The 20229-nt window shown below is 62.9% G+C and carries 20 protein-coding genes; 16 read left to right on the top strand and 4 right to left on the bottom strand.

Features of this window, described 5'->3' with window-relative positions; translation table 11 throughout:
* The 14 genes from P0D71_RS25925 to nagZ all read left to right on the top strand — a co-directional run.
* Positions 1-346 (top strand): hypothetical protein (locus P0D71_RS25925; protein ID WP_408482759.1); only part of this gene is annotated, 346 nt, incomplete at its 5' end.
* A 101-nt stretch (positions 347-447) separates the two neighbouring features.
* Positions 448-1047 carry an RNA polymerase sigma factor RpoE gene (gene rpoE, locus P0D71_RS25920; RefSeq protein WP_006051939.1) on the top strand — a complete coding sequence of 200 codons (600 nt, stop codon included), beginning with the start codon at positions 448-450 and terminating at the stop codon, positions 1045-1047.
* A gap of 83 nt (positions 1048-1130) precedes the next feature.
* Complete coding sequence (locus tag P0D71_RS25915; RefSeq protein WP_091792562.1) at positions 1131-1763, top strand: sigma-E factor negative regulatory protein; 633 nt, start codon at positions 1131-1133, stop codon at positions 1761-1763.
* Between the two features lie 4 nt (positions 1764-1767).
* A complete protein-coding gene (locus tag P0D71_RS25910) occupies positions 1768-2811 on the top strand; it encodes a MucB/RseB C-terminal domain-containing protein (RefSeq protein WP_091800186.1) in 1044 nt (347 codons plus the stop codon).
* A gap of 35 nt (positions 2812-2846) precedes the next feature.
* Positions 2847-4364: a DegQ family serine endoprotease gene (locus P0D71_RS25905; protein WP_408482757.1), complete on the top strand. Its 1518-nt coding sequence runs from the start codon at positions 2847-2849 to the stop codon at positions 4362-4364.
* Positions 4361-4624: a glutaredoxin family protein gene (locus tag P0D71_RS25900; RefSeq protein WP_408482755.1), complete on the top strand. Its 264-nt coding sequence runs from the start codon at positions 4361-4363 to the stop codon at positions 4622-4624. Before P0D71_RS25905 ends, P0D71_RS25900 begins: the two co-directional genes overlap by 4 nt.
* A 262-nt stretch (positions 4625-4886) precedes the next feature.
* Positions 4887-6680: a translation elongation factor 4 gene (lepA, locus tag P0D71_RS25895; RefSeq protein WP_091792565.1), complete on the top strand. Its 1794-nt coding sequence runs from the start codon at positions 4887-4889 to the stop codon at positions 6678-6680.
* A gap of 18 nt (positions 6681-6698) precedes the next feature.
* Positions 6699-7592, top strand: a complete 894-nt coding sequence (gene lepB, locus P0D71_RS25890) for a signal peptidase I (RefSeq protein WP_408482753.1) — start codon at positions 6699-6701, stop codon at positions 7590-7592.
* Between the two features lie 174 nt (positions 7593-7766).
* Positions 7767-9065 (top strand): ribonuclease III, encoded by a 1299-nt coding sequence (gene rnc / locus P0D71_RS25885; RefSeq protein WP_408482751.1) that lies wholly within the window; start codon positions 7767-7769, stop codon positions 9063-9065.
* Between the two features lie 54 nt (positions 9066-9119).
* Positions 9120-10019 carry a GTPase Era gene (era, locus tag P0D71_RS25880; RefSeq protein ID WP_408185409.1) on the top strand — a complete coding sequence of 300 codons (900 nt, stop codon included), beginning with the start codon at positions 9120-9122 and terminating at the stop codon, positions 10017-10019.
* A complete protein-coding gene (recO, locus tag P0D71_RS25875) occupies positions 10006-10926 on the top strand; it encodes a DNA repair protein RecO (protein ID WP_091792569.1) in 921 nt (306 codons plus the stop codon). Before era ends, recO begins: the two co-directional genes overlap by 14 nt.
* The gene (gene pdxJ, locus P0D71_RS25870; protein WP_091792570.1) at positions 10923-11687 is read left to right on the top strand and encodes a pyridoxine 5'-phosphate synthase; all 765 of its coding nucleotides are present in this window, start codon (positions 10923-10925) and stop codon (positions 11685-11687) included. The genes recO and pdxJ overlap by 4 nt, the downstream gene beginning before the upstream one ends.
* A 22-nt stretch (positions 11688-11709) precedes the next feature.
* Positions 11710-12141 carry a holo-ACP synthase gene (gene acpS / locus P0D71_RS25865; protein WP_408300293.1) on the top strand — a complete coding sequence of 144 codons (432 nt, stop codon included), beginning with the start codon at positions 11710-11712 and terminating at the stop codon, positions 12139-12141.
* Positions 12142-12211: 70 nt separating this feature from the next.
* Complete coding sequence (nagZ, locus tag P0D71_RS25860; protein ID WP_408482748.1) at positions 12212-13240, top strand: beta-N-acetylhexosaminidase; 1029 nt, start codon at positions 12212-12214, stop codon at positions 13238-13240.
* A 104-nt stretch (positions 13241-13344) separates the two neighbouring features.
* Here the strand turns inward: nagZ and P0D71_RS25855 are convergent, their stop codons facing one another.
* Together P0D71_RS25855 and P0D71_RS25850 are read right to left on the bottom strand one after the other, a co-directional pair.
* Complete coding sequence (locus tag P0D71_RS25855; RefSeq protein WP_091792573.1) at positions 13345-14721, bottom strand: sigma-54-dependent transcriptional regulator; 1377 nt, start codon at positions 14719-14721, stop codon at positions 13345-13347.
* A gap of 312 nt (positions 14722-15033) precedes the next feature.
* Positions 15034-15240, bottom strand: coding sequence for a CsbD family protein (locus P0D71_RS25850; RefSeq protein WP_062127806.1), 207 nt, complete (start codon positions 15238-15240; stop codon positions 15034-15036).
* Between the two features lie 112 nt (positions 15241-15352).
* Here P0D71_RS25850 and P0D71_RS25845 point away from each other — a divergent pair, with 112 nt between their 5' ends.
* Positions 15353-15526 carry a hypothetical protein gene (locus tag P0D71_RS25845; RefSeq protein WP_408300298.1) on the top strand — a complete coding sequence of 58 codons (174 nt, stop codon included), beginning with the start codon at positions 15353-15355 and terminating at the stop codon, positions 15524-15526.
* Here the strand turns inward: P0D71_RS25845 and efp are convergent.
* Together efp and earP are read right to left on the bottom strand one after the other, a co-directional pair.
* Positions 15523-16080, bottom strand: a complete 558-nt coding sequence (gene efp, locus P0D71_RS25840; RefSeq protein ID WP_115102259.1) for an elongation factor P — start codon at positions 16078-16080, stop codon at positions 15523-15525. The genes P0D71_RS25845 and efp overlap by 4 nt on opposite strands.
* 409 nt (positions 16081-16489) lie before the next feature.
* On the bottom strand, positions 16490-17683 hold the full coding sequence (earP, locus tag P0D71_RS25835; RefSeq protein ID WP_408482746.1) for an elongation factor P maturation arginine rhamnosyltransferase EarP: 1194 nt from the start codon (positions 17681-17683) through the stop codon (positions 16490-16492).
* Positions 17684-17946: 263 nt separating this feature from the next.
* Here earP and uvrC point away from each other — a divergent pair, with 263 nt between their 5' ends.
* Positions 17947-20145 (top strand): excinuclease ABC subunit UvrC, encoded by a 2199-nt coding sequence (gene uvrC, locus P0D71_RS25830; protein ID WP_408482745.1) that lies wholly within the window; start codon positions 17947-17949, stop codon positions 20143-20145.
* The last annotated feature ends 84 nt before the right edge of the window (positions 20146-20229 follow it).

Raw genomic sequence — 20229 nt, 5'->3', positions numbered from 1 at the left:
GTCTGCCGTCTTCGCTTGCCTCGCGTCGCATCTGGGCGCCGGGCAGGCGGTTCCGTTGACGCTCGCGGTATGGGCGTGGCTCACGCTTTGCGCGCTCCGCTATGGGCGCGCGCAGCCCGTCGCGCTGAAAATCGGGGCGGACGGCTTGTCCGTTTGGGGCCGAACAGGCGCACTGCTGGCGCACGGACGTATTGCCGGCTGTTCGCAGTGGAGTGGTCGCTTGCTGATTCTGGCAGTCATGCCGGATCAAGGCGGCCCGCGCACGCTACTGCTTGCCGCTGACACTCTCCCGGCGCCCGTCTTCCGCGAACTGGCGGTGCTGGGCCGGCGTGGCGCCGGCGCCTGACTGTAACGACTGTAACCGCTGTTACCGGCGTAACGTACCCAGTTGATGGGGACGCTACAATGGTGCCCCGCCATGCGCCCTATAGTTAACGGATTTATCAGGTGAGCGAAAAAGAAATTGATCAGGTGCTGGTCGAGCGCGTCCAGAAGGGCGACAAGGCCGCGTTCGAGCTTCTGGTCTCCAAATACCACCGCAAGATTCTCCGGCTGATCTCGCGCCTCGTGCGGGACCCCGCCGAGGTGGAAGACGTCGCCCAGGACGCCTTTATCAAGGCGTATCGGGCGCTGCCGCAGTTTCGCGGGGAATCGGCTTTTTATACGTGGTTGTACCGGATTGCCGTCAACACGGCAAAGAACTACCTTGCGACCCAAGGGCGACGCGCGCCGACCTCGACCGAAGCAGATGCTGAAGAAGCTGAAACTTTCTCGGACGCGGACCAACTAAGGGATATCAACACGCCTGAGTCGATGTTGATGAGCAAGCAGATCGCTGAGACGGTCAATGCTGCGATGGCGGTTTTACCGGAAGAGTTGCGCACCGCCATTACTCTTCGTGAAATTGAAGGTTTGAGCTATGAGGAAATCGCTGAGATGATGGGGTGCCCAATCGGCACGGTCAGATCACGAATCTTCCGCGCTCGCGAAGCCATTGCGGCAAAATTGCGTCCGTTACTTGACACACCTGAAGGCAAGCGCTGGTAAACCACCAGCCGGCCGGGCGGGGCGCGGGTGCAATATCTGGATTAGTGGTGTCACTACGAGGTATTTGTAAGATGGGGAGCATCATGGGGTCGGTCTCGATGCAATCGCAAGCCAGCTCGCGCAGCGAGCGCATGTCCGCTTTTGTCGACGGTGAGCTGGTCGGCGAAGAGCATCTGAATCTGGACGCGTTTCTTTCCGGGCTAGACGGCCAGGATCGCGCCGCCTGGTCGAGCTATCACCTGATCGGCGACGCTTTGCGTTCTGACGATCTGGCGGTGAGTCCGGCCGCGAGCAGCGCGTTCCTGAGCGGTTTTGCCGCGCGCTTCGACAACGAGCCGCACGTGCTGGCGCCCGCCGCCATGCCGGTTGCGCGTCGTTTGCTGGCGCTGCGCCGCCGTGTCGTGCCGGCCTTTGCCGTCGCGGCCGCTGCCGCCACGCTGACGTGGATCGTCGTGCCGCAACTGCAAGGCGTGCCGGGCGGCCCGGGCACGGCGCAACTCGCGTCGGTCCAGTCGCATGGCGATACGCTGCAACGCGTGGCCATGGCTTCGGTGCCGGCGGCTACCGTTCAGCCGATCGTACAAGACGCGAATATCATTCGTGACGCCAGTCTCGACCAGTATCTGGAAGCTCACCAGCAATTCGCGCAACAGCCGGTCATGCCGGGCTCGATGCCGCTGATTCGCGCTGCCGCCGTTTCTACGCAAGGCCAATAGTTTGATGCAGACTCCGCGGTTGAATAAAACGACTATCTGGGGGCGGCTGCCGGCATTTCTGTTCTGCGCAGCCGTGTTGTTGTCCGCTACACCGCGGGTCTTTGCGCAAACCGACGATCCGCTCGTCGCCCGTCGCACGGCCGCGGATCTGCTCGATCGCATCCATCAAGCCGCACAGCAGCAAAATTACGAGGGCGCATTCGTCTACCAACGCGGCAATTTCGTTCAAACGTCGCGGATCGCGCACTACGCGACCCGCGCGGATGGCGAATTCGAGCAGCTCGAGAGCCTCGACGGCAAGCCGCGCAAAATGCTGCGTCATAACGAGGAGCTCTACACGTTCGTGCCGGAGCGGCACCTGTGCGTCGTCGAGAAACGTCAGAACAAGGATTCGTTCCCGGCGCTACTGGCCGTGAGCGGCGAACAGGTGCTATCGGTCTACGAGCCCAAACTGCTGGGTGACGACCGCGTCGCGGGCGTCGACAGCCAGGTGATCGAGCTCGACCCGAAAGACGCCTATCGCTTTGCCTACAAGTTGTGGGCCGACAAGAAAACCGGCCTGCTGCTGCGTGCCCAGACACTCGACCCGAGCGGTCAGGTGCTCGAACAACTGTCTTTTTCGCAGATTCGCATCGGCGTGCCGGTCGACAAGGCCGGCATCGTCAACGGTATTCGTAATACGGCGGGTTGGACCGTGGTGCGCCCGCCGGTCGAGCCGGTGGACATGGCCGCGCAAGGCTGGCAGATCACGCCAACCGTGCCGGGTTTCCGCAAGATTCGTGAACTACGCCGTCCCATGGCCGCGCGTGACGCCGGCCAGCCGACCATTCCAGTGGACCAGGCGGTGTTCTCCGACGGCCTCGCGGCCATTTCGGTATTCGTCGAGCCGGTTGAGAACAACACGCGCAAGGAAGGCGCGGGCAGCAGCGGCGCGACGCACGTGCTCGTCAAGCGTCGCGGCGACTTCTGGATTACTCTGCTGGGTGAAGTGCCCCAGACCACATTGCAGCAATTTGCGGCTGCCATAGAATACAAAGCTCCGAAGTAATCCTCCGAATCCTGAATCCCTCGGCTTGCTACGATATGACGACTTTCTCGGTGCGCAAATTCCTCGCGGCCGCGGTAGTAGCGGCGTGTTTGCCGCTCGTGCCGCATACGGCGTCGGCGGCTCCCGCCGCCAATCTGCCCGACTTCACTGACCTGGTCGACAAAGTCGGCCCGGCGGTCGTCAACATCCGCACCACCACTCGCGTGTCCAGCAGCGGTGCCCGCGGCGGTTTGCCGCCGGGTATGGACGACGGCGACATGTCGGAGTTTTTCCGACGCTTCTTTGGCATTCCGTTGCCGCAGTCACCGCAATCGCCGGGTTCGCCGGGGGCGCCCCGCGGCGGCGATAACGGCGGCAGTGGCGGCAGCCAGGACACGCCTGATAGCAGCGATCCGGAACAGAACAGCGGCGTGGGCTCGGGCTTTATCCTGTCGGCGGACGGCTACGTGATGACAAACGCGCACGTCATCGACGACGCGGACACTATTTACGTCACGCTCACCGACAAGCGCGAATTCAAGGCAAAGCTGATCGGCGTGGACGATCGCACCGACGTCGCCGTCGTCAAAATCAGCGCCGCCAATCTGCCGACCATCACGATCGGCGACTCGAACAAGGTTCGCGTCGGCGAGTGGGTGGTTGCGATCGGCTCGCCGTTCGGGCTCGAGAACACGGTGACGGCCGGTATCGTCAGCGCCAAGGGGCGCGATACGGGCGACTATCTGCCGTTCATCCAGACCGACGTGGCCGTCAACCCGGGCAACTCGGGCGGTCCGCTGATCAACATGCAGGGCGAGGTGATCGGCATCAACTCGCAGATCTACAGCCGCACCGGCGGTTTCATGGGCATTTCGTTCGCGATTCCGATCGACGAGGCGATGCGCGTGGCCGATCAGTTGAAGGCCTCGGGCAAGGTGGTGCGCGGCCGGATTGCGGTGGCGATCGGCGAAGTGACCAAAGACGTCGCCGAATCGCTGGGTCTGCCGAAGGCGCAGGGCGCGCTGGTCAGCAGCGTCGAGCCGGGCGGCCCGGCGGATAAGGCGGGCGTGCAGCCGGGCGACATCATCCTGAAATTCAACGGCCATTCGGTCGACACGGCAACCGACCTGCCGCGCATGGTTGGCGACACGAAGCCGGGCACCAGGTCGACGATCACGATCTGGCGCAAGGGCCAGACGCGCGATCTGCCGGTGACGATCGCCGAGATGCAGCCGGATAAGGCAACCAAGGCGGATCAGAAGAAGCCGCAGCCGCCGAAACAGCGCGCCACGAACGTGCTGGGTGTGGCGGTCAGCGATATCCCTGCCGAGCAGTTGAAGGCGCTGAAGCTGCACAGCGGCGTGCAGATCGACGCCGTGGACGGTCCCGCAGCGCGCGTGGGCCTGCAAAAGGGCGACATCATTCTGCGGGTGGGCGATACCGACATCACGAGCGCAAAGCAGTTCGACGACGTGAGTTCGCATCTCGATTCGCAGAAGATGGTCGCGCTGCTGGTTCGCCGCGGCGAGAACACGCAGTTCGTGCCGGTCCGCCCGCGCAGCGCGCAGAAATGACAAAGACGGCGCCGCTCACGCTCTACGGGCGCGCGTGGTGCCATCTTTGCGATGACATGCGTGCCGCGCTCGCGCCCTTGCTGGCCGAATTCGGCGCGCAGGTCGAAATTGTCGACGTCGACGCGGATCCCTTGCTGGAAGCCCGTTACAACGAACTGGTGCCAGTTCTGGTCTGTGACGGCGTCGAGCTGTGTCACTATCACCTCGACGTAGCGCGGGTTCGCGCCGCTCTCGCCATGCGGGTCGCGGCGGCCTCCTGAGTTTTCGCAAGGGGTTCTGAGTGCGGCATCGACGCCGCGCCGCTCACACCGAGTTTCACGTCTTTCCTGTCAACCCGAGTGGGCGCCGCAGCGCCGTGCTCTGGTCCCATGCAACAGGGTTGCCGAGCTGTCTTTTCCGCCTGAGCTTCGCAAGATGCGCCGGGCGACGGCCTTTTCGGCTAAAATAGATAGGTTTTTCACCTACTTACAAGGCGTGCTCCGCTATTGTCCGAGCGCGCCTTTTTTGCTTGATCGGCACTGAATGGATCATATTCGTAACTTCTCGATCATTGCGCACATCGACCATGGCAAGTCGACGCTCGCCGATCGCATCATCCAGATTTGCGGCGGCCTGTCCGACCGCGAGATGGAATCTCAAGTGCTCGATTCGATGGATCTCGAACGCGAGCGCGGCATCACCATCAAGGCACAAACCGCCGCACTGACGTACAAGGCCCGTGACGGGCAGGTCTACAACCTGAACATGATCGACACGCCGGGCCACGTCGACTTCTCGTACGAAGTCAGCCGCTCGCTGTCCGCATGCGAAGGCGCGTTGCTGGTCGTCGACGCGAGCCAGGGCGTCGAGGCGCAAACCGTGGCCAACTGCTACACGGCGATCGAGCTCGGCGTGGACGTGATTCCGGTGCTCAACAAGATCGATCTGCCGGCGGCGAACCCCGAAAATGCGATCGCAGAAATCGAAGACGTGATCGGCATCGACGCAACCGACGCCACGCATTGCAGCGCAAAGACGGGCCTCGGCGTGGAAGACGTGCTCGAAGCACTGATCGCCAAAGTGCCGCCGCCCAAGGGCGATCCGGAAGCGCCGCTGCAAGCGCTGATCATCGACTCGTGGTTCGACAACTATGTCGGCGTTGTGATGCTGGTGCGTATCGTCAACGGCACGCTGCGTCCCAAGGACAAGATCCGCATGATGGCGACCGGCGCGCAGTATCCGGTCGAGCACATCGGCGTGTTCACGCCGAAGTCGAAGAATCTCGAATCGCTGTCGGCCGGGCAGGTGGGCTTCATCATCGCCGGCATCAAGGAATTGGCTGCGGCGAAGGTGGGCGATACCGTCACGCTGGTGAACCGTCCGGCCGCCGAGCCGCTGCCCGGATTCAAGGAAGTCAAGCCGCAGGTGTTCGCCGGCCTCTATCCGGTCGAAGCCAACCAGTACGACGCGTTGCGTGATTCGCTCGAAAAGCTGAAGCTCAACGACGCCTCGCTGATGTACGAGCCGGAAGTGTCGCAGGCGCTCGGCTTCGGTTTCCGTTGCGGCTTCCTCGGCCTGCTGCATATGGAGATCGTGCAGGAACGTCTCGAGCGCGAATTCGACATGGACCTGATCACCACGGCGCCGACCGTGGTGTACGAAGTCCTGCAGCGCGACGGCACGATTCTCATGGTCGAGAATCCGGCCAAGATGCCGGAGCCGTCGAAGATCGAAGAGGTGCGCGAACCGATCGTCACCGTGAATCTGTACATGCCGCAAGACTACGTCGGCTCGGTGATCACGCTGTGCACGCAAAAGCGCGGCACGCAGATCAACATGCAGTATCACGGCCGTCAGGTGCAGTTGACCTACGAAATTCCGATGGGCGAAGTCGTGCTCGATTTCTTCGATCGTCTGAAGTCGATTTCGCGCGGCTATGCGTCGATGGATTACGAGTTCAAGGAATATCGCGCGGCAGACGTGGTGAAGGTCGACATGCTGATCAACGGCGACAAGGTCGACGCGCTGTCGGTCATCGTGCACCGTTCGCAAAGCCAGTATCGCGGCCGCGAAGTCGCGGCGAAAATGCGTGAACTGATTCCGCGTCAAATGTACGACGTGGCGATTCAGGCCACGATCGGCGCGAACATCATTGCGCGCGAAAACATTAAAGCGTTGCGTAAGAACGTGCTGGCAAAATGCTACGGCGGCGACATTTCACGTAAAAAGAAGCTGCTGGAAAAGCAAAAGGCAGGCAAGAAGCGAATGAAGCAAGTGGGATCGGTCGAGATTCCGCAAGAGGCTTTCCTCGCTATCCTGCGTGTCGAAGACAAATAAGACGAACAACGGAACCCTATGAATTTTGCGCTGATTCTTTTTGTGCTCGTCATTTTGACGGGCGTCGCATGGGTCGCAGACAAACTGGTTTTCATGCCGCAACGGCGCCGCGCGGCGGAAGCCGCGGTCGCCGAGTTCGACCGCCAGCAGGCACGCGTCGGCGAGCGTTTCGCCGACGAGAACGCGGCGCAAACGCGCGCCCGTTTGCGTGACGACAAGTTGCGCCAACCGTGGTGGCTCGAATATTCGGCGAGCTTTTTCCCGGTGATTCTGGTGGTTTTCGTGGTGCGCTCGTTCGTGGTCGAGCCGTTCAAGATTCCGTCGGGTTCGATGGTGCCGACGCTGCTGGTGGGCGACTTCATTCTCGTCAATAAATTCGACTACGGCATCCGTCTGCCGATCACCAACACGAAGATCACCGCAGGCCGTCCGCTCGAACGCGGCGACGTGGTGGTGTTCCGCTACCCGAAAGACGAATCCGTCGACTACATCAAGCGCGTGATCGGTCTGCCTGGCGACACGGTCGCGTATCAGGACAAGCAGCTCACGATCAACGGCAAGCCGGTGCCGGAAACGCCGCTGCCCGATTACCTCGACGACGAACGCATGGGTTACGCGAAGCAGTTCGAAGAAGATCTCGATGGCCGCAAGAACGCAATCCTGAACAATCCTGCGGTGCCGCCGTTTATCGTCGGCGCGGAAGATTATCCGTATCGCGACAACTGCACGTACAACGCGCGCGGTGTGATCTGCAAGGTACCGCCGGGCAACTACTTCATGATGGGCGACAACCGCGACAACAGCGCGGATAGCCGTTACTGGGGTTTTGCGCCGGACAACAATGTCGTCGGACGCGCGTTTTTTATCTGGATGAACTTCAGCAATCTGAAACGCATCGGCTCATTCAACTGAGTTCGTGTGCGTTCATTGCACGACACGCCGCGCGGTTGGCCTTTACACAGGTCACGCAGCCGCGGCGTGTTATCACGCTACTTTAAGATTCCGCGGTAACGTCGCTTCACCACGCTTTTTCCGCTGGCCGCCCCGCGTTTTCGCCGGGTCAGGCGCCCGCGTTATACTCTGCCCATGCCCCTATCTCCGTTGGAAAGCCGTCTGCACTATGAATTTCGCAATGCGGAATTGTTGCGCCAGGCTTTAACGCACCGCAGTCACAGTTCCACGCATAACGAACGGCTCGAGTTTCTTGGCGATTCCGTTCTAAATTGCGCGGTGGCTGCGCTTTTGTTCCAACGTTTCAGCAAGCTGGACGAGGGCGACCTGTCGCGCGTCCGGGCCAATCTGGTCAAACAGCAGTCGCTTTACGAAATCGCTCAGGCCCTCAATATTTCCGAAGGCTTGCGGCTGGGCGAAGGCGAGTTGCGCAGCGGTGGCTTCCGCCGGCCCTCCATCCTTGCTGACACGCTCGAAGCCGTGCTGGGCGCGGTGTTCCTCGACGGCGGCTTCGAGGCCGCCCAGACGGTCATCAAACGTCTTTACGTGCCGATTCTCGATCACATCGACCCGCGCACACTCGGCAAGGACGCCAAGACGTTGCTCCAGGAATATCTGCAAGGTCACAAGATCGCGCTGCCGACGTACACCGTCGTCGCTACTCATGGTGCGGCGCACAATCAGCAGTTCGAAGTCGAATGCACGGTGCCGAAGCTGGAAGTGAAAGTGTCCGGTTCCGGCGCGAGCCGGCGCGCGGCGGAGCAGGCGGCGGCCAAGAAGGCACTCGACGAAGTGATGGCCGCGGCGCCCGCCATGGTCGCTAAACCCAAGCGCTCGAAAAGCGCCCGCGCGGCGAAGCATGTCGAGCCGGAGATCGTGCCCGGCGTGACCGGCGTGCAAGCCGCGCTGGATTTGCGCAGCCCGGATCGCAAGAGCGAGCGCGCAGCCGGGCGCGGCGAGGCCCGCGGAGCGGCGGCCACTGCGGAGCCGGCAGCCGAACGCCCTACGCTGACAGCCGCAGCCGCGCCGTTGGCGGTGATTCGCGCCGCGCACGTGGAGTACAGCGGACAGGACAAAGCCGAGCGCGCGGAGAAGGCGGAGAAGACGGCCGCTCACGCGGGCGACAAGTCCACAGATAAAGCCGCAGCGGAAAAAGCCTCAGAAAGGCTCGACACCAAGGCCGCTGACGCGAAACTCGCCGAAGCCAAACCGGAAGCCAAGCCCGCCGAAACCAAGCCCGCCGAGGCCAAACCGGACGCGAAACCAGAAGCCAGGCCGGACGCCGCTGCGGTCCGCAGTGTCGACAAACACCGCGGCCGCGAAGTCACACCCGGTCCCGCCGTGCCCGCGCCGAGCGCAGCGGCGGCACCGACCGAACACGAACCCGGCGTAGCCGACGCGGTGCAAACGCGCGTCGCCGACGCGGGCCATTGATTGCCATCGGCGCGCCATTCCTGCGTGTCGATCTGAACTTGCCGTAGCCCGAATATGAACGCTCCCACTCCCACTGGTTTTCGCTGCGGCATGGTCGCGATCGTCGGCCGCCCCAACGTCGGCAAGTCCACGCTGATGAACGCGCTGGTCGGCCAGAAAGTCAGTATCACGTCGCGCAAGGCGCAGACCACGCGCCATCGCATCACGGGCATCCATACGCTCGAAGACGCGCAGTATATTTTCGTCGACACGCCGGGTTTCCAGACCAAGCACAGCGGCGCGCTGAACCGTTCGCTCAATCGCGCGGTCACGTCCACGCTGACTTCGGTGGATGCGATCCTGTTCGTGATCGAAGCCGGCCGCTTCGGCCCGGACGACCAGAAAGTGCTCGACCTGATTCCGCCGTCGGTGCCCACGCTGCTGATCGCGAACAAGCTCGATCGCGTGTCGGATAAAGACTCGCTGTTCCCGTTCATGCAGCAGGTCAGCACGCTGCACAAGTTTGCCGAGATCGTGCCGCTGTCGGCGAAAAATATCGACGACATCAAACGTTTGATGGCGACCGTCAAGCCGTTCCTGCCGGAAGGCGCGCCGATCTACGGCGAAGACGACCTGACCGATCGCAGCGAGCGTTTCCTCGCCGCGGAAATTCTGCGTGAAAAAGTGTTTCGCTGGACCGGCGACGAACTGCCGTACACGAGCACCGTGCTGATCGACAAGTTCGAAACGGAAGGGCGCCTGCGCCGCATTTTCGCGACCATCATGGTCGAACGCGATACGCACAAGGCGATGATCATCGGCCAGAAGGGCGCCAAGCTGAAGCAGATCAGCACCGAAGCACGCCTCGACATGGAAAAGCTGTTCGACGGTCCGGTGTATCTGGAAACCTTTATCAAGGTGAAGAGCGGTTGGGCCGACAACGAAGCCGGACTTCGTGCGTATGGGTACGAATGACGCGTGGATGACGCTGAATTCCGACGCTGATCCGGACGACTCGGAGCCGGCCGCGCCGGCACGCGATTTGTCCCAACCCGCGTCCAAACCCGCTCGTAGCACCAGAAAAACTTCATCGACCAAAAGCGCCCAGGGCGCCGAAGGCGAACCACGCAAAGCGCCGCCTCGCCGCGCACCGCGCACCTCCGCATCCGACTACCGGATCGCGGAGCAACCCGCATTCGTTCTCCACAGCTATCCGTATCGCGAGACCAGTCTGATCATCGACGTGCTCTCGCGCGATCATGGTCGTCTTGCGCTCGTCGCGAAGGGCGCGAAGCGTCCGCACTCCGCGCTGCGCGGCGTGTTGCAGACCTTCCAGCCGCTCGCGCTGTCATGGTCGGGCAAATCCGAAGTTCGCACGCTGACCGGCGCCGAGTGGGTCGGCGGCATGTTGCCGCTGGCCGGTGACGCGCTGCTGTGCGGCTTCTACGTCAACGAACTGCTGGTCAAGTTTTGTGCGCGCGAAGACCCGCATCCGCAACTGTTCCATCACTACGTTGTTACGATGACGCGTCTCGCGCACGACGAACCGCCTGTGCAGGTGCTCCGTTCGTTCGAGCGCGTGCTGCTGCGCGAAACCGGCTACGCGATGGCGTTGGATCGCACCGTCGCGCGCAAGGCGGTGCGGGCCGACGGCCGCTACGTGTTCGACCCGGAGCGCGGCGTGCGCGAAGCTTCCGACGATCTGCCCGCGCAATGGCCCGTGATCGGCGGACAAACCTTGCTCGACATGGAGCAGGACGATTACCATCGAGCGCAGACCGTGGCGCAAAGCAAGACGCTGATGCGCTTTCTGCTCAACACTTACCTTGGCGGCACGCCGCTCGCGACGCGCCAGATCCTGATCGACTTGCAGAACTTATGAGCTTCTTTCTTACGTCGCCGAATGTGATTGACCTGGGCGTGAACATCGATCACGTCGCCACGCTGCGCAACGCACGCGGCACTTCCTACCCCGATCCGATCCGCGCCGCGCTAATGGCCGAAGAGGCCGGCGCGGACGTCATCACGCTGCATCTGCGCGAAGACCGCCGTCATATCGTCGATGCCGACGTGCGCAAGCTGCGCCCGCTCCTGAAAACGCGCATGAATCTCGAATGCGCGGTCACGCAGGAAATGCTCGATATCGCGTGTGAAGTGCAGCCGCACGACGTTTGCCTCGTGCCGGAAAAACGCCAGGAGTTGACGACGGAAGGCGGGCTCGACGTCGCCGGCCAGTTCGAAGCCGTGCGCGCCGCTTGCAGGCAGCTCGCAGAAGCGAACTCGCGGGTGTCGCTCTTCATCGATCCGGACGAAACGCAGATTCGTGCCGCGCATGAAGCCGGCGCCCCGGTGATCGAATTGCATACCGGCCGTTACGCCGAAGCGCACGATCCCGCCGAACAGCAACGCGAATTCGAGCGCGTGGTGCGCGCCGTCGAATTCGGCGCGACGCTCGGCATCAAGGTCAACGCGGGCCACGGTCTGCACTACACGAACGTCCAGCAGATTGCCGCGATCGAGGGCATCGTTGAGTTGAACATCGGCCACGCGATCGTCGCGCATGCGATCTTCGCCGGCTGGGACAATGCGGTGCGCGAGATGAAGGCGATCATGGTCGCCGCGCGTCTCGGCGCGCGCTCCTGATGCAACCTGAGGGGCCCCGCGCATGACGATCTACGGCATCGGTACGGACATCGTTCAGGTCAGCCGCGTCGGCGCGGTCATGACGCGCACCAACGGCCGCTTCGCCGAAAAGGTGCTCGGGCCGGACGAACTGCGCGTCTATCACGCGCGGCACGCCCGCTCGGCGGCGCGCGGTCTCGCGTTTCTCGCCACCCGGTTCTCGGCGAAAGAAGCGTTCTCGAAAGCGATCGGCCTCGGCATGCGCTGGCCGATGACGTGGCGCGCGCTGCAAACGCTCAACAAGCCGAGCGGCGAACCGATGGTGGTCGCATCCGGTGAGCTGGCCGAATGGCTCGACGCGCGCGGTATCACGGCGCGCGTCACGATCAGCGACGAGCGTGATTACGCGGTGTCGTTCGTGATCGCGGAAACACGGGAAGCCACGCAAGCAGCGGCACCCGGCGCCGCCGAATAAAAAATACTTTGAACGCGGCGCACGCCGGCCGCGTCTTCCTTTGTTCCAGGCTTTTTTCTAGCGGAAATCGATGAAAACCATTCCCGGACCGGTGATGCTCGACGTGGTCGGCAAAACGCTGAACGACGACGACAAACGCCGCCTTGCGCATCCCATGACCGGCGGCGTGATCCTGTTCGCGCGCCACTACGAGAGCCGCGCGCAACTGATCGCGCTGACCGAATCGATCCGAGCGATCCGCGAGGATCTGCTGATCGCCGTCGATCACGAGGGCGGACGCGTGCAGCGGTTTCGCACCGACGGTTTCACGGTGCTGCCGGCCATGGGCAAGCTCGGCGCGTTGTGGGACAGCGATGTACTGCACGCCACCAAAGTGACGACGGCCGTCGGCTATATCCTCGCGGCGGAATTGCGCGCGTGCGGTATCGATATGAGCTTCACACCGGTGCTCGACCTGAACTACGGCCAGTCGCAGGTGATTGGCGACCGCTCGTTCCACCGCGATCCGCGTGTGGTGACCTTGCTGGCGAAGAGCCTCAATCATGGACTCGCGCTGGCCGGCATGAGCAATTGCGGGAAGCACTTTCCGGGGCACGGTTTCGCGCAGGCGGATTCACACGTCGCGATGCCGGTCGACGATCGTTCGCTCGAAGAAATCCTGCGCGATGACGTAGCGCCTTACGACTGGCTCGGGTTGTCTTTGGGATCGGTCATTCCCGCGCATGTGGTCTATCCAAAAATCGATTCGAAGCCCGCGGGTTTCTCGCGTATCTGGCTGCAGGAAATTCTGCGCAACAAGTTGCGCTTCGAAGGCGCGATCTTTAGTGACGATCTTTCCATGGAAGCCGCGCGCCAGGGCGGCACGCTGACCGAAGGCGCTACCGCCGCGCTGCAAGCCGGCTGTGACATGGTGCTGATCTGTAATCAGCCGGACGAGGCGGAAAAGGTGCTGAATGCGCTGCGCTTCACGCCGTCGAAGGAATCGCAACAGCGGCTCAAGCGCATGCGGCCGCGGGGCAAAGCCTTGAAGTGGAGCAAGCTGGTCGCGGAGCCTCAATATCTTCAAGCGCAGGCATTGTTGCGCAGCGCGTTTGCCTGAGTCGCGCGAGCGACGGACACGCGAGCTGGAAAAACGGCACCTCGAAGGTGCCGTTTTTTTAACCTTATCGACAAGGCTCCCACCTCGAACCGCCGCGGCGGCGCTCAGTTCAAGCGCATGCGCTGCAGCTTGTTGTACAGCGTCTTCGGACTGATACCCAGAAGCGACGCCGCCCGGTGACGTGTACCGCCCACTGCATCAAGCGTGGCCCGAATCAGCATTTCCTCGACGTCCGCGAGCGGTGTGCCCACCGTGACCTGCACGCGGCTGCCGTTCAGATCGCGGCCATTTGCCGAGCCCGCTTCGTCGGCGCGCAACGACTCCAGCACATCGCCGGACGCGTGATACGCGCGCCGCACGCGGTCGTGCAGCTCGCGCACATTGCCGGGCCATTCATAGGTGAGACACTCGCGCAGAAAATTCGGCCCGATCTGCTTGGCGGCCTCCAGCGTGCCGCGCGTGGCTCCTTCGTGATTCTGCTCGTCGACGACCGCCTGAGCGATTAGCGCCGGATCTTCGCCGCGCTCCCGCAGCGGCGGCAGCGTCACGGCGGCCGCTTCGAGCCGCAGCGCCAGATCTGCGTGCAGGCTGCCGTCAGCCACTGCCTCGCGCGGCACCTTGCGCGTCGAGGCGATCAGCCGGAAATCCGTCACGACCTGATTCGTGCCGCCGACACGCATGAAGGTTTGCGAATCGAGCGCGCGCAACAGCGCTTCCTGCTGATCGCGCGGCAATTCCGCGATTTCGTCGATGAACAGCGTGCCGCCGCTCGCCTGCTCGAAGAGGCCCGGCTCGCGCTGCTCGGCGCCGCTGAACGCACCGCGTTCGTGGCCGAACAGCAGACTGTCGAGCGAGCGATTCGCGCTGTTGGCCGTCCGGCAATCGAGCGTGACGAACGGGCCTTTACGGCGACGGCTCATATCGTGGATGGTGCGCGCGGCCATCTGCTTGCCGGTGCCGGTTTCGCCGGAAATCAGCACAGCGGCTTCAGTCGGCGCAATGTGCTCGATCGTGTCATAGACATGCTGAATCGCGCTGCTACGGCCGAGCATGGAACCGAAACGGCCAAGTTGGCGTAGCGACGCACGCAGCGTCTGCACTTCCTCGGTCAGTTCGTACGGCCGAGGAATGCGCGCGAGCAAACTGCGCAAGCGTGGAATGTTGACCGGCTTCAGGAGGTAGTCCCAGATGCCGTGCCGCAAACCTTCGATCGCGCTTTCCACCGTCGCATTGCCGGTCATTACGATCACGGGCAAGGCGCCGCCGGGCGGATGCGCGGGCAGATGCTGCAGCAGGTCGAGCCCGCTGCCGTCCGGCAGGTTCAGGTCGACCAGCACGACGTCGGGAATGAAGCGTGTCAAGGCGGCCCGGGCCTCCGCGATGGTGGTCGCCGTGTCGACAGAGAAGCCGTCGGCGGCGAGGATGGCGGACAGGCCTGACAGGCTATTAGGATCGTCTTCAACAATCAGGGCGTGTGGCATGGCGAGCGCAATTTTTTAAATGGATGGAATCCCCAGCCCGCTGCGCCAATAATTCGGCGCGCGGCACGAGGCGCGATGCAGGCCGGTATCTCCGATCGAATCGAGTGTCGCGCTCCCAAACTCGTCTTGCGCGCTGCAAGAGGAGCCGGACGACACCGTCTGGCTCCGTAGCGCGTCCAACCATCAGACAGTCAGGGAGGCGCTCGGCGATTCAATTCGAGTACTTCTGGTCCTTTGCGTTATCACACTGCGGAGCCCATCCTGACCTCTTGTAAGCTTGGGCGGGCACCTGTATTTCCTTCACTCGGCCTGTCAGAAATCCCGATTGCTATCGAAAAACCGGCGTACTTCCAGTTCCGCCTGTTCGCGCGTCTTGCCGTAGCGTTCCTGAATCAGACCCGCAAGCTTGTCGGCGCGACCCTCGGCCTTGGTCAATTCATCGTCCGTCAGTTCGCCCCACGCCGTCTTGGCCTTGCCGACCATCTGCTTCCACTTGCCTTCAGCGATGTCGTTATTCATATGGCATCTCCCGAGTTGAAGAAATTAAAGCCTTATTGGCCTACACCCAAGATAAGCATGAACTGTACCACCATGATTTACTTAAACTAATCAATGGTTTGCCGAGCGGATCATGGGAAAAATTGGGATGCCGGTGTGCAAATCCGAGAATATCGCCGGTAAAGTTTTCCTCAACCATACACGGCAGCACGAAAAAGAAAAAGCGCCCAATGTGGGCGCTTTTTTTTGCCATTTTTTTCTCAGCGCCGGGGTTGCGGCGCTGGATTCAGGCGAGCAGGGCGCTTAAGCGCGGCTGCGGTACTCGTGCGTACGCGTGTCGATTTCGATCTTGTCGCCGATGTTGCAGAAGAGCGGCACTTGCAGTTCGAAACCGGTGTTCAGCTTCGCGTTCTTCAACACCTTGCCCGACGACGTATCGCCCTTGACAGCCGGTTCCGTATAGATGATTTCGCGGACCAGCGTGGTCGGCAGTTCGACCGAGATGGCTTTCTCGTTGTAAAACACGACTTCGCAAGCCATGCCGTCTTCGAGGTAATGAAGGGCGTCGCCCATCATTTCGTTTTCGACTTCGAACTGGTTGTAGTCGGCGTCCATGAACACGTACATCGGGTCAGCGAAGTACGAGTACGTGACTTCCTTGCGTTCCAGCACGACGACGTCGAACTTGTCGTCAGCCTTATACACGCTTTCCATGCCTGCGCCGGTCAGCAGGTTCTTGAACTTCATCTTGACGACGGCGGAGTTGCGGCCCGATTTGTTGTATTCGGCCTTTTGCACAACCATTGCGTCTGCGCCGATCATCACGACGTTACCGGTGCGGAGTTCCTGTGCGGTCTTCATAAAACTGTCCTGTACGAAATAAGTAGCTTCAACTTTTGCTCAACGGCATACGGCGCAAGCGGCTTCGGCGTTTCGCCCACTGCGCGCCGCGCCGACTGGAATGGCTCGGCGGGTTGCGGGCGAATCAAGGCGTGGCCGGCTTGCCGCGGAGTCTGGCTCTCGGGCCGCAACCTTCGGCCTGTGCCATTCCCAGCAATCCGTTACCTGCTTTTTACCCTGTGCGGGCGGGTACACGAGTGGCGCCGATCCGCAACATACGTCCCTTTTTTGACATTTCCGCCATTCAGACTTTGATGTGGGGACTGTCTCGCATCTTTCGATACGGGGTCGACGGGCCGGTCAAGCCAAATGGCCGGATTCTGCCGCTGCGATCGGGCCGCGCTTGCGTCGTCGGCCGTTGGATAACCGCTTATTTTAACTGAGTTTTTGCGAACAAGGCCAGATTTCCGGCGAGGTCGCCCACTTGAGCCAGCTCGCCGGCCCATTCGCCTGCACGGCGCTCGAGCGCCGGGGCGTGGCGCTGCAATTGCGCCCAGTCCGGTCGGCCCGCGCCGTTCCACGCGTGCCAGAAGCGGCCAAGGGCGTCGCGCGCGTCGGCGGGCAGGGTGCGCGCGTAGTGCGCGAGCGCCGCGTCGAGCTTCGGCAGATGGGCGTCGTCGGCTTGCGGGTAGATGTGCCAGACGAACGGTTTGGCGGCCCATTGAGCCCGAACGAACGAGTCTTCGCCGCGCACGAAATTGATGTCGCTGACCCATAGCAGCGTGTCGTAGCCGGTCTGGTCGGTAAAGGCGAGCGCGTGCGCGCTGAGGTTTCCGCGCACGACGTGCGAACCGGCAGCGAACGAGGGCAGGTCGAAGAAGCGCGCGAGCGCCCCGGAGATGCGGCCTTCGGGCACCAGCAGCACGACCGGGCTGGCGCCGTCGCGCCATTGTTCGAGCAGGCTGTCGACGGCCGGGTTCTCGTAGGCGAACAGCGACACGACGGTGGCCGCGGCGGGCGGCGGCGCGTGGCCGGTGGCTTCACGCCACCACGCTTCGCGCGCGGTGGGCGAACTCTTGAACGCGGCGCGCGCGCCGTCGAGATGCCGTTCCTTCAGTACGCCGCCGGTGCCCGGGCCCAGGCCGGGGAAAAAGAAAGTCTTGGTCAGCGCATAGCGCGGGTGAGGTGAGGGCCGTAAATGAAAATCCGCCACCCAGTCCTCGGCGCTCAAATATTCGAGGTTGATCCAGACGGGCGTGCGCGTGCGCGCGGCCATTGCGGCGACATAGACAGGTGGCAGTTCGCAGCCGAATGCTTCGATCACGACGTCGGCCACTTCGAGCGTATCGCCCGCATGGGCCGGCTCGCGCCAGTGTTCGACGACGATGCCGCTCACCGTCTGGCGGGCGCGCTCCAGCGTCAGGGCTGGGCACAGCTTCTGAAACGCATGCAGGTCGTCGACGAACACGCGCACCTGCCAGCCGTGTTCGCTCGCGAGTTGGCGCGCAAGTCGCCAGCACACACCGATGTCGCCGAAATTGTCGATCACCGCGCAGAAGATGTCGCAAGCGATTGCCGTGGAGGCGCCAGCAGCGTGGTCGGGAAGAGGCGGGGCGGAGGACATGATGGCCTGAGTCGCGGATTGGAACGGATGGAGGGAGCGGTACGGTTCGAGCCGTCTGAACCTGCTGCGTCGCGGCGTGACCGGCTGCCGCGGGTGCGTGGCCCGATTCGGGGCAACAGGGTTCGAACGCACGCGGAATGTTCTAAACTGGCGATTCTAAAGCACCCGTTCACGATTGCGCGCGCGACGCACATTGAGGTTCGCCGACGCGCGCGGCACGCGGGGCAACGCTTCGCAAGACCGTCCCACCCAACCGATTCTGCATGACTGAACCCGAAGCAACCGACGCTTTCGAGCCGAAAAAAGTGCTCACCCAACTGCCGCATCTGCCCGGCGTCTATCGCTATTACGATACGCACGGCGCGGTGCTTTACGTGGGTAAGGCACGCGACCTGAAAAAGCGCGTCTCGAGCTATTTCACGAAGACGCAACTGTCGCCGCGCATCGCGATGATGGTGACGCGCATTGCGCGCATCGAGACGACCGTCACGCGCTCCGAGGCCGAAGCGCTGCTGCTCGAAAACAATCTGATCAAGGCGCTGGCGCCGCGCTACAACATTCTGTTTCGCGACGACAAGTCGTATCCGTACCTCAAGCTCACCGGGCACAAGTTTCCGCGCATGGCGTATTACCGTGGCGCGGTGGATCGCAAGAATCAGTACTTCGGTCCGTTTCCGAGTGCATGGGCGGTGCGCGAGAGCATCCAGATTCTGCAGCGCGTGTTCCAGTTGCGCACCTGCGAAGACTCGGTGTTCAACAATCGCACGCGGCCCTGTTTGCTGCATCAGATCGGCCGTTGTACGGCGCCGTGCGTCGCGGCCATCAGCGAAGAGGATTACGCGCGCGACGTCGCCAACGCGTCGCGCTTTCTGCTCGGCCGGCAAGGCGAAGTGATGAGCGAACTCGAGCAGAAGATGCATGCCTTCGCGAGCGAACTGAAGTTCGAGCAGGCCGCGGCGGTGCGTAACCAGATGAGTTCGCTGTCGACGGTGCTGCATCAGCAGGCAATCGAAGTCGGCAGCGACAGCGACGTCGATATTCTCGCGGTGGTCGCGCTGGGCGGGCGTGTGTGCGTGAATCTGGCGATGGTGCGCGGCGGACGGCATCTGGGTGACAAGGCCTATTTCCCGGCGCATGTGGAAAGCGCGCTGACGGCGGATGAGGGTGGTCTGGAAGAAGACGGCGAGGCGTTGGCTGCTGCACCAGGCTCGCTCGGTGAAGCGGGCGTGGACGATGCGGCGAAATCAGCTGCTACCGCGGACGCGCTGGCAATCGCGCAAGATATGCCGCCGGAAGACGAAGAGCGCGAAACTGACGAGCAGGACGAACAGGACGGCGAACCCGAAGAACCCGAAGAACCCGAATCGGACTCCGAACCCGCGAAGCCGCGCAAAGGCCGCGCCCGCGCGGCCGGCGGCATCGAATCCGAGGTCCTCGAAGCGTTCATCGCGCAGCACTACCTGGGCAATCGCGTGCCGCCGGTGCTGGTGGTCAGCCACGCGCCCGCTACACGCGAACTGGTCGACGTGCTGATCGAGCAGGCCGGGCACAAGGTAACCGTGCTGCGTCAGCCGCAAGGACAGCGGCGCGCCTGGCTTGCCATGGCCGAGCAGAATGCGCGGCTCGCGCTCGCGCGCCTGCTCTCGGAACAGGGTTCGCAGCAGGCCCGCACGCGCGCGCTCACCGACACGCTCGGCATGGAGTGCGATGATCTTGCGCATCTGCGCATCGAATGTTTCGACATCAGCCACACCATGGGCGAGGCGACGCAGGCATCGTGCGTGGTGTATCACCATCACAAGATGCAGTCCTCGGAATATCGTCGGTACAACATCACCGGCATTACGCCCGGCGACGATTACGCCGCGATGCGCCAGGTCCTCACGCGCCGCTACGAGAAGATGGTGGCGCAAGCCGCCGCGAATGCCGCCGATGAAGCCGCCGAATTGCAAAACGACGCGGCCGCGGATCCGTCGCTCGCGTCGGACGCCGCGGAGCCGGTCGCGGCCGGCGGCGTCTTGCCGACCATCGTGCTGATCGACGGCGGCAAGGGTCAGGTCGAAATCGCGCGCCAGGTGTTCACGGAACTGGGTCTCGATACCGGCATGCTGGTCGGCGTCGCGAAGGGCGAGGGACGCAAGGTCGGCCTCGAAACGCTCATCTTCGCCGACGGCCGCGGGCCGCTCGAACTCGGCAAGGAAAGCGCCGCGCTGATGCTGGTCGCGCAGATCCGCGACGAAGCGCACCGCTTCGCAATCACCGGCATGCGCGCGAAGCGCGGCAAAACGCGCCAGACCTCGCGGCTCGAAGAGCTCGAAGGGGTGGGCGCGAAGCGGCGCCAGCGGCTGCTCGCGCGCTTTGGCGGACTGCGCGGCGTGGTCGCCGCCAGTGTCGACGATCTGGCGAGCGTCGAAGGCATTTCGCAGGCGCTCGCGGAGCAGATCTACCGCCAGTTGCACTGATTGCGGTGGGTCCGGCCGGCCGCTCGCGCCTTTCGAGCGGCGCGTGCGCGAGGATCCGCGCGCCGCTTTGCTTGTGGCAGGCCC

It is taken from the genome of Paraburkholderia sp. RL17-383-BIF-A (assembly GCF_046028015.1).
GTDB lineage: Bacteria > Pseudomonadota > Gammaproteobacteria > Burkholderiales > Burkholderiaceae > Paraburkholderia.
Note: the sequence above shows the minus strand (reverse complement) of the source record. Positions and strands in the feature narration are given on the sequence as shown.

Coding starts and splice junctions, on each gene's coding strand:
- P0D71_RS25915 (WP_091792562.1), top strand. CDS start 1,131: ATGGGGTCGGTCTCGATGCAATCGCAAGCCAGCTCGCGCAGCGAGCGC.
- P0D71_RS25910 (WP_091800186.1), top strand. CDS start 1,768: ATGCAGACTCCGCGGTTGAATAAAACGACTATCTGGGGGCGGCTGCCG.
- P0D71_RS25905 (WP_408482757.1), top strand. CDS start 2,847: ATGACGACTTTCTCGGTGCGCAAATTCCTCGCGGCCGCGGTAGTAGCG.
- P0D71_RS25900 (WP_408482755.1), top strand. CDS start 4,361: ATGACAAAGACGGCGCCGCTCACGCTCTACGGGCGCGCGTGGTGCCAT.
- lepA (WP_091792565.1), top strand. CDS start 4,887: ATGGATCATATTCGTAACTTCTCGATCATTGCGCACATCGACCATGGC.
- lepB (WP_408482753.1), top strand. CDS start 6,699: ATGAATTTTGCGCTGATTCTTTTTGTGCTCGTCATTTTGACGGGCGTC.
- rnc (WP_408482751.1), top strand. CDS start 7,767: ATGCCCCTATCTCCGTTGGAAAGCCGTCTGCACTATGAATTTCGCAAT.
- era (WP_408185409.1), top strand. CDS start 9,120: ATGAACGCTCCCACTCCCACTGGTTTTCGCTGCGGCATGGTCGCGATC.
- recO (WP_091792569.1), top strand. CDS start 10,006: ATGGGTACGAATGACGCGTGGATGACGCTGAATTCCGACGCTGATCCG.
- pdxJ (WP_091792570.1), top strand. CDS start 10,923: ATGAGCTTCTTTCTTACGTCGCCGAATGTGATTGACCTGGGCGTGAAC.
- acpS (WP_408300293.1), top strand. CDS start 11,710: ATGACGATCTACGGCATCGGTACGGACATCGTTCAGGTCAGCCGCGTC.
- nagZ (WP_408482748.1), top strand. CDS start 12,212: ATGAAAACCATTCCCGGACCGGTGATGCTCGACGTGGTCGGCAAAACG.
- P0D71_RS25855 (WP_091792573.1), bottom strand. CDS start 14,721: ATGCCACACGCCCTGATTGTTGAAGACGATCCTAATAGCCTGTCAGGC.
- P0D71_RS25850 (WP_062127806.1), bottom strand. CDS start 15,240: ATGAATAACGACATCGCTGAAGGCAAGTGGAAGCAGATGGTCGGCAAG.
- P0D71_RS25845 (WP_408300298.1), top strand. CDS start 15,353: ATGGGAAAAATTGGGATGCCGGTGTGCAAATCCGAGAATATCGCCGGT.
- efp (WP_115102259.1), bottom strand. CDS start 16,080: ATGAAGACCGCACAGGAACTCCGCACCGGTAACGTCGTGATGATCGGC.
- earP (WP_408482746.1), bottom strand. CDS start 17,683: ATGTCCTCCGCCCCGCCTCTTCCCGACCACGCTGCTGGCGCCTCCACG.
- uvrC (WP_408482745.1), top strand. CDS start 17,947: ATGACTGAACCCGAAGCAACCGACGCTTTCGAGCCGAAAAAAGTGCTC.